The sequence below is a fragment of the Streptomyces sp. ADMS genome (genome assembly GCF_033441795.1).
Taxonomy (GTDB): Bacteria; Actinomycetota; Actinomycetes; order Streptomycetales; family Streptomycetaceae; genus Streptomyces.
This window is the reverse complement of record NZ_JAVFVX010000195.1, coordinates 1-7513: the sequence shown is the minus strand read 5'-3', so window position 1 is coordinate 7513 and position 7513 is coordinate 1. Positions and strand designations below refer to the sequence as shown.

The 7513-nt window shown below is 71.4% G+C and carries 4 protein-coding genes; 2 read left to right on the top strand and 2 right to left on the bottom strand.

Features of this window, described 5'->3' with window-relative positions; translation table 11 throughout:
- Nucleotides 1-206: 206 nt before the first annotated feature.
- Entirely contained in the window at nt 207-2663 is a 2457-nt protein-coding gene (locus tag RB628_RS38605; RefSeq protein ID WP_318325322.1) for an HAD-IC family P-type ATPase, read from the top strand.
- A 19-nt stretch (nt 2664-2682) separates the two neighbouring features.
- On the opposite strand, the gene RB628_RS38600 is transcribed toward RB628_RS38605, so the two are convergent.
- Both RB628_RS38600 and RB628_RS38595 read right to left on the bottom strand, forming a co-directional pair.
- Nucleotides 2683-2934: a hypothetical protein gene (locus RB628_RS38600; RefSeq protein WP_412180795.1), complete on the bottom strand. Its 252-nt coding sequence runs from the start codon at nt 2932-2934 to the stop codon at nt 2683-2685.
- Between the two features lie 112 nt (nt 2935-3046).
- The gene (locus tag RB628_RS38595) at nt 3047-6199 is read right to left on the bottom strand and encodes a sacsin N-terminal ATP-binding-like domain-containing protein (RefSeq protein WP_318325321.1); all 3153 of its coding nucleotides are present in this window, start codon (nt 6197-6199) and stop codon (nt 3047-3049) included.
- Nucleotides 6200-6439: 240 nt separating this feature from the next.
- Between RB628_RS38595 and RB628_RS38590 the strand changes: the two genes are divergently transcribed.
- A complete protein-coding gene (locus RB628_RS38590) occupies nt 6440-7321 on the top strand; it encodes a prohibitin family protein (protein WP_318325320.1) in 882 nt (293 codons plus the stop codon).
- The last annotated feature ends 192 nt before the right edge of the window (nt 7322-7513 follow it).

Sequence of the window (7513 nt, the reverse complement as noted above, 5' to 3'; positions counted from 1 at the left end):
GGGGGGGGCCCCCCCCCCCCGGGACAGGATGGGACGGGTAGGGGCGGCGGGGGCGAAACCCGAAACGCGCACCCCCACCCGCCCCACCCCCTACACACCCCCGACTACAACCACCGCACCATTTCCCACCCCACCCCTCCTCCCCAGGTCTGATCTTTGGCGCACTCGGCGGGTGAAGCCGTAAATCCGCACGTACCGTCGAACACATGACGCACATCGACGCCGACGCCGAACTCGATCCTGCGCACCCCGTACCCCTCTCCAGCGGCACCCCGGGCAACCCGCCCCGCGGCGACGAGCCCCGCGGCAAGGAACCCCGCGCCCCCGGCCTCACCGCCGCCGAAGTCGCCGAACGCGTCGCCCGCGGCGAGGTCAACGACGTCCCCGTACGCAGCAGCCGCAGCATCACCGAGATCGTCCGCGCCAACGTCTTCACCCGGTTCAACGCGATCATCGGCGTCCTCTGGCTGATCATGATGTTCGTCGCCCCGTTCCAGGACAGCCTGTTCGGGTACGTCATCCTCGCCAACACCGGCATCGGCATCATCCAGGAGTGGCGGGCGAAGAAGACGCTCGACTCCCTCGCCGTGATCGGCGAAGCCAGACCCACGGTCCGCCGCGACGGCGTCGCCGCCGACGTCAGCACCTCCGAGATCGTCCTCGGGGACCTCATCGAGATCGGCCCCGGCGACAAGATCGTCGTGGACGGCGAGTGCGCCGAGGCCGACGGACTGGAAATCGACGAGTCACTGCTCACCGGCGAGGCCGACCCCGTCGTCAAACACCCCGGCGACCAGGTCATGTCGGGCAGTTTCGTCGTCGCGGGCGGTGGCGCCTTCACGGCCACGAAGGTCGGCCGCGAGGCGTACGCGGCCCAACTCGCCGAGGAGGCCTCCCGCTTCACCCTCGTCCACTCGGAACTCCGTACCGGCATCTCGACGATCCTCAAGTACGTGACCTGGATGATGGTTCCGGCCGCGACCGGCCTGGTCATCACCCAGCTGGTCGTCAAGGACAACGACCTGAAGGACTCGATCGCACGTACCGTCGGCGGCATCGTGCCAATGGTCCCGGAGGGCCTCGTCCTGCTCACCTCCGTCGCCTTCGCGATCGGCGTCATCCGGCTCGGTCGGCAGCAGTGCCTCGTACAGGAACTCCCCGCCATCGAGGGCCTCGCCCGCGTCGACACGGTCTGCCTGGACAAGACGGGCACGCTGACCGAGGGCGGCATGGACGTGACCGAGCTGCGCTCCCTCAACGGCGGCGACGAGACATACGTACGGCGGGTGCTGGGCGCGCTCGGCGAGTCCGACCCCCGCCCGAACGCCTCCCTCCAGGCCATCATCGACGCCTACCCGGACAGCGAGGACTGGCGCTGCACCGAGTCGCTGCCGTTTTCCTCGGCGCGCAAGTACAGCGGCGCGTCGTTCAGCGAGGGCAACGGCGAGACGAGCACCTGGCTGCTGGGCGCACCGGACGTGCTGCTCTCCCCCGGCACGCCCGCCGGGGCCTCGGCCCTCGCCGAGACTGACCGTCTGAACGAGGCCGGCCTGCGCGTCCTCCTTCTCACCCGCACCACCCTCGAACTCGACCACCCGGAGGTGGCCACCGGCACCACCCCCACCGCCCTGGTCGTCCTGGAGCAGCGCCTGCGCCCCGACGCCGCGGACACGCTCCGTTACTTCGCGGAGCAGGACGTCGACGCGAAGGTCATCTCGGGCGACAACGCGGTGTCGGTGGGCGCGGTGGCGAGCAAACTGGGCCTGAGCGGCACGACGATCGACGCCCGCCAACTCCCCGCCGAACCACCGGAGATGGCGAAGGCACTCGACGAGGGCACGGTCTTCGGCCGGGTCACCCCGCAGCAGAAGCGGGACATGGTGGGCGCGCTGCAGTCACGCGGACACACGGTGGCGATGACGGGCGACGGCGTGAACGACGTACTGGCCCTGAAGGACGCCGACATCGGCGTGGCCATGGGATCGGGCTCGGAGGCGACACGGGCCGTGGCCCAGATCGTCCTCCTCAACAACAGCTTCGCGACACTGCCCTCGGTGGTGGCGGAGGGCCGCAGGGTCATCGGCAACATCACGCGCGTGGCAACACTGTTCCTGGTGAAAACGGTCTACTCGGTGCTTTTGGCCGTCCTGGTGGTGTGCTGGCAGGTCGAATACCCCTTCCTCCCACGCCACCTGACCCTGCTCTCCACCCTGACGATCGGCGTCCCGGCCTTCTTCCTGGCCCTGGCCCCCAACAGGGAGCGCGCGAAACCCCACTTCGTACGCCGGGTCATGCGCTACTCGATCCCGGGCGGCGTACTGGCGGCCGTGGCAACCTTCGCGACATACCTGATCGCCCGCAACCACTACACGGGCGAGGGCGCGTTGGACGCGGAGACGAGCGCGGCGACGCTCACCCTGTTCCTGATCTCCATGTGGGTACTGGCGATCGTCGCCCGCCCCTACACCTGGTGGCGGATCGCCCTGGTCGCGTCGATGGGCGCGGGCTTCCTGCTGGTACTGGTCGTACCGCCACTCCAGGAGTTCTTCGCACTGAAGCTGGTCGGCACGACGATGCCGTGGATCGCGGTGGGTATCGCGGCGGTGGCGGCGGCCACCCTGGAGATCCTGTGGAGGTGGGTGGACCGCCGCTTCCCGGCGTGACGCGGTTGTCCGTGTGCGCTTACTTCACGTCGATGAACTCGGCGGCTGCGCCGGCCCCCACGGTGGTCCTGGTCCCCGCGAAGACGTACCGGAAGAACCCGTCGGCGGTCGCCTTGACGGTCGTCTTCAGGTCACCCTTGGTCGTCGTCCTGATGGTCTTGACGACGGTGTAGGTGCCGGTGCCGTTCTTCCGGAACTGCAGCTGCACCGGCTGGGTCGCGTACCCGGTGCAGTTGGGCCCGTCCCAACTGGCGCGGGTCAGCTTGCGCACAACACCAGGATTTCGTGTCCGCATCACCCTCTTCGCGCAAGGCCTGCGAGCCGACGGCCCGGCGCGGAAACCCCTTCGGCCTCCGCGCCTCCCCCGCCGGCTCCCTGCCGCCTCAGTCGAACCAGCGATCCCGCGCCAGCTCCGTCGTCCTGGACGGGTCCTCCAGCAGCGCGGCCACCTCGAACCGCCGCGGCCACTGCCCCGCCGCCCAGGCGAGCCCCGCCGCGACGCCCTCCAGCGTGGCGGCGTGCACCACCCCGTCCCTCGTCCTGCGCCAGTCCAGTTCCACGCCGTCGACGACGAGCTGCTCGTGCTCGACGTACGTCGCCGGCGTCCCCGGTCCCAGCAGTACCCGTACCGACTCCGGTACGTCGTGCTCCGCGCCCTGAGACGTCACCTCGCCCGTCACCGACTCGCTCAGCCGACGTACCTGGAACAGTTCCGCCAGTTCGGCGGCCCGTGCCGGGCGTACGGGGAGCAGCGGCACCCCCGCTGTGAACGGCAGCAGGTCGGGTGAGTCGACCACCACGGCATCCGCCGCGTCCACCACTTCCACGTGCCCGTCGACCACGGCACGCAGGTCGTCGGGCAGCGTGACCTGTTCCGGGTCGAGGTCGGCCAACGCACCGTAGAGGGCGTGCAGTTGGACGCCGCTCACTTCCCGCTCGGGGTCCGCGAGGCGGTCCAGCAGTTCGGCCGCGCCGCCCGGCTCGTCGAGGAGCGCGGCCACCGACGTCCGTACACCCAGCGCCCGCAGCACCTGCTCGTCGTTGAACCCGGTGGCGTCGGCCTCCTCGTACAGGCCGCGCAGGAGCGGGTCGCCGCCGGCCGCCAGCAGGCCGGCCGGACGCCGTCCGTCCAGCACCGGGTTTCCGCGCAACCACCAGGCCGTGTACGGGCGTACGAGTTCATGCGTGCCGTCGGGCAGCAGGACGCGCACCGGCTGGACGATCGCGTCCCGCAGAGGCGGCTGGGCGAGGAGCGCGAGGGCCTGGGGCCAGCGGTCGTCGTCCACGAGGTCCAGGTCCCGTACGGCGACCAGTTCCGTGGCGACCGGAGGCACCGGCGAGTCCGGGAAGCGGTCGAGGATGTCCTCGCTCCACACGTCCACGGCGTCGAGCAGGCCTGAATCGTCGGGTTCGGCGAAGTCGCTGTCCCGGGGTTCCAGTTCGTCCGGGTCGAGGACGACGTCGGTAGCGCGCACCAGGGCGAAGTTGGCCAGGACTCCACAGGCGGCAAGGGGCTGCTCGCCCCACTTGTCCGCCAACTCGCCGTCCACCGCTGCCAGTTCACCCTCCCTGATCACCTCGGCGAACGGGCTGCCGGGGAGGACGAGTTCACCGGCGGGGGCCAGCTCGCCGTCCTCGTCAGGGAGGGCGAGGGCGCCGAGCCAGGGTTCGTCACCGGCTTCGAGGCCCGCGTCCCGTACGAGGGCGAGGACCGTGTCCGCCAGCTCCTCGGCGTCCGGGGCGTCTTCGTCGTCCCATGACATGCCGGCGGCGTCCTCGTCGAGGGAGGCGGCGACGGCGGCCCGTACCTGCGGGGTGGTGAGGACGGCGCGGGGGGTGGCCGGGAGGGCGCCGAGCTTCTCCAGGAGGGGATGGGCGGCGTCCGGGTGCGCGACCTTGAGGCCGAGGCGGGCCAGGGTCTCGGGGGCGGCGGCCCCCACCTCGCCGCCGGTGGGCAGCAGGACCTGCCGGGGCCCGATGGTCGTACGCCCGTCGGCGAGCGGCACGGGCAGCCCGGTCAGCCGGTCGGGGTCGACGCCGGCCAGGCTGTCGTACAGCCGGTGCCACCACTCGGGCGCCTTCTCCAGGCCGGCGAGCCGGTCGACGGCGTCGGTCAGAGGGACGCGGGCGACGCCCAACGTCCGCAGTTCCACCCGGCGTTCGAGCCCTGCGGGCAGCAGCGTGGGCAGCACCTCGGCGAGGACCCGGACGGTCTCGGCACCGGCGCCCTCGACGACCTCCGCGTCGCGGGGGCGGAGGGCGGAGGGCAGTTCGTCATCGTCGCCCGGGTCAAGTGCGGGCGGGAGGAAGGCGGTTCGCGGCAGCCGTTCGAGAATCGCCTGGCGCAACTGCCCGTCCAGCTCCCCCTTGCCCAGCGGGCCGGGCACCAGCGCGATGATGCCCTCCCCCACCGGGCTCCAGTCGGCGAGGAGTTCGGTGTACGCGTCGGCGGCGCGCTGCGCCAGGAAGTCGGTGAGCGGGCCGGGCGCGGCATGCCGGCGGGCCGTGTCCAGCGGGAACGAGGCGATGAGCAGCGCCGGTACACCGAGCGGCTCGTCGCTGGGCGTGGGCGCGTGCACGACGGGGCTGGTCCGGGGCGGTACGGGAGTGCCGTCGGAGTCGACGGGCACGGCCCAGGTGACCGACCAGTACGGACGCAGCCGCTCCTCGACCGGCCGCCCGACCAGCAGGGCGGCGTCCAGGGGGCCGTGCGCGGAGACGGTACGCCAGCGGCTCGTACCGTCGCGGGAGTCCTCCACGAGGGTCAGAGCGCCGTCGGTGAGCCGGCGCAGCGTCCGGGGAGCCTGGTCCCCCACCTCGATGACGACCTCCTCAAGACCGGGGAGGGTGAGGAGAAGGGCATCGTCGACGCCGTTCAGCAGCCGCTCCGCGAGATCCCCGGCGGCGAGGTCCCGCAGCGGGAGGATGACAGCCGTGTCGTAGGGGTCCGGGGCTGTGCCCTCGGCGGCGAACGGCAGCCGGAGGAGGGGCACATGGCCGTCGCGTCGCCGGACCTCGTCACCGAGCCCGGGGCTGTGGCGGGCGGTCTCGGCGGCCAGCTCGCGGGCCTCGGCGAGCGCCCACCGCACACCGCCGTGCCGTCCGACGACGGCGGGCTCGTCGCTCACGGCGAGCACGGCGGCGAAGCCGACGCCGAACCGTCCGACGGCGCCCGTCCCCTTGCCGTGCTCGCCGTCCTGGGCCTCCCGCTTGGCGGAGGCACGCAGCGTGGAGAGGGACTCGACACCGGTCGCGTCCAGCGGGGCACCGGTGTTGGCGGCGACGAGGACGCCCTCGCGGAGGGTGAGGCAGAGTCTGCCCGGCACCCCGGCCCGCGCGGCAGCATCCGCCGCATTCTGGGCGAGTTCCACGACGAGCCGGTCCCGGTAGCCGCCGAGGACGAGGTCCTCCTCGGCGTTGGCGTCCTCACGGAACCGGGCCGGGCTGGTGGCCCAGGCGTCCAGAACACCCCGGCGCAGACGGGCCGTACCGAAAGGATCCGCGCCCTCAGCTGCCGGTCGCACGAACTTGCTCACGTACGTTCACTCTCCTCATCGGCGTGAGCAAGAAGGTACCGCGCGCCGGACGGGGCCCCCGCCCACCGGACGATCCGGTCGGCCCTCGGCGGCTGCCCGCACCCCGATACCCCCCAGGGGACGGAAACCGCGAAACCGGCCCACCTATCATTCCCTGCGGATCACGCCCGAGGCGGCGCCGGTCCACGCATCCGGTACCTGCCGGCAGGTACCTGTTCCTCAGGGGGGAATTCCGTGTTCGTGCTGTCCATACTGCTGCTCATAGCGGCGGTCGTGCTCTTTCTCGTCGGCCGCAGCCAGGGCGCCGGAGGCTGGAAGATCGGGGCGGCACTCAGCGCCGTCGCGGCCGTGCTGGCCGGTGTCTTCGCCTGCGTCCATGTCGTGCGCGCCTATGAGGTCGGCGTGCCGGTGACCTTCGGCAAGGTCGGCCAACCGCTGACCTCCGGCGTCCAGTTCAAGTCGCCGTTCACCGAGGTCACGTCCTTCTCCACCCGCCCCGTGGACCTGAACCTCTACGACAAGGACGTGGTCGAGGTCCGCTCCTCGCAGGGCGGAGTGCTGTACGCGGACGTCAGCATCAAGTGGGCCGTGGTGCCGGCCAAGGCGGTCGAGCTGTACCGGCTGGCCGGCAGTGAGGAGGCCGTCCAGGAGCGGCTGGTGGTGCCGGACAGCCGCGAGATCATCCGTAACGTCTTCGCGAAGCACACCAGCGAGGAGGGCTACGCCTCCGCCCGCGAGCAGATCGGCTCGGAGATCGCCGCCCTCGTCAAGACGCGTCTGGCGCCGCGCGGAATCGACGTCACCACCGTCAACCTGCGCAATGTGAGGCCGTCGGACAAGCTCCAGGACCAGATCGACAAGAAGATCCAGCAGGAGCAGGCCACCGAACGGGCCGTCGAGGCGTCACGTACGGCCACGGCGGAGTCCGAGCGCAAGCGGATCGAGGCGGAGGGCATCGCCCGCGCCAACGGGATCCTCGCGAAGTCGCTGAGCGACAAGGTGCTGTACAACCAGTGCCTGGAGGCCTACAGGGAAGCCGCCAAGGCCAACCCGGTGTACGCGGTGCCCTGCGGCACGGACGCGAACGGCACCCCGGTCATCGTGGACGGCAGCAAGAACTAGCCGCAGCCAGAACCGGAACCGGAACCAGCAGGCAACGACCCCGCCGAGCAGGCCTCCGGCGGGGTCGCGCACCTTTACGAAGAACCGCGAGAACCGGCGAGAACCACAGAACCCGCGAGAACCGCAGAACCGCGGAACCGCGGACTCTGCTGCGCAATTCCTCGGGGCCGCTGGACTGCACTCCGCGACCTG